The following is a 1038-nucleotide window of genomic DNA, read 5'->3' as shown; positions in this document are numbered from 1 at the left end:
CTCGGCGAGCTTCATGGCCTCCTCGATGAGGGTCTCCACGATCTTCGACTCGGGGACGGTCTTGATGACCTCGCCCTTGACGAAGATCTGGCCCTTGCCGTTGCCGGAGGCCACACCGAGGTCCGCCTCGCGCGCCTCGCCCGGGCCGTTGACGACACAGCCCATGACCGCGACGCGGAGCGGGACCTCCATGCCGGTGAGACCGGCGGTGACCTCCTCGGCCAGCTTGTACACGTCGACCTGGGCGCGCCCGCAGGACGGGCAGGAAACGATCTCCAGACCCCGCCGGCGCAGGTTCAGCGACTCCAGGATCTGGATGCCGACCTTGACCTCCTCCACCGGCGGAGCGGACAGCGACACCCGGATGGTGTCGCCGATGCCCTGCGAGAGCAGCGCGCCGAAGGCGACGGCCGACTTGATCGTGCCCTGGAAGGCGGGACCGGCCTCCGTGACGCCCAGGTGCAGCGGGTAGTCGCACTGCTCGGCCAGCTGCCGGTACGCCTCGATCATCACGACCGGGTCGTTGTGCTTGACGGAGATCTTGATGTCCCGGAAGTCGTGCTCCTCGAACAGCGACGCCTCCCACAGCGCCGACTCCACCAGCGCCTCGGGGGTGGCCTTGCCGTACTTCTGCAGCAGCCGCCGGTCCAGCGAGCCCGCGTTCACGCCGATCCGGATCGGCGTGCCGTGGTCCTTCGCCGCCTTGGCGATCTCCTTGACCTTGTCGTCGAACTGCTTGATGTTGCCCGGGTTCACCCGCACGGCCGCACAGCCGGCCTCGATGGCCGCGAAGACGTACTTCGGCTGGAAGTGGATGTCCGCGATCACCGGGATCTGCGACTTCCTGGCGATGGTCGCGAGCGCGTCCGCGTCGTCCTGCGTGGGGCACGCGACCCGGACGATCTGGCAGCCGGAGGCCGTCAGCTCCGCGATCTGCTGGAGCGTCGCGCCGACGTCCGAGGTCCGCGTCGTCGTCATCGACTGCACCGACACCGGCGCGTCCCCGCCCACCGCCACGGATCCGACCTGGATCTGCCG

The 1038-nt window shown here is 69.1% G+C and carries 1 protein-coding gene; it reads right to left on the bottom strand.

Annotation, left to right across the window (positions count from 1 at the left end; genetic code table 11):
- The coding region (gene ispG / locus ABZV31_RS38325; RefSeq protein ID WP_355901512.1) for a flavodoxin-dependent (E)-4-hydroxy-3-methylbut-2-enyl-diphosphate synthase at positions 1-1038 on the bottom strand (1038 nt) is incomplete at both ends.

This window comes from Streptomyces sp. NPDC005202 (genome assembly GCF_040608235.1).
Taxonomy (GTDB): Bacteria; Actinomycetota; Actinomycetes; order Streptomycetales; family Streptomycetaceae; genus Streptomyces.
This window is presented reverse-complemented; position numbering and strand designations above follow the sequence as displayed.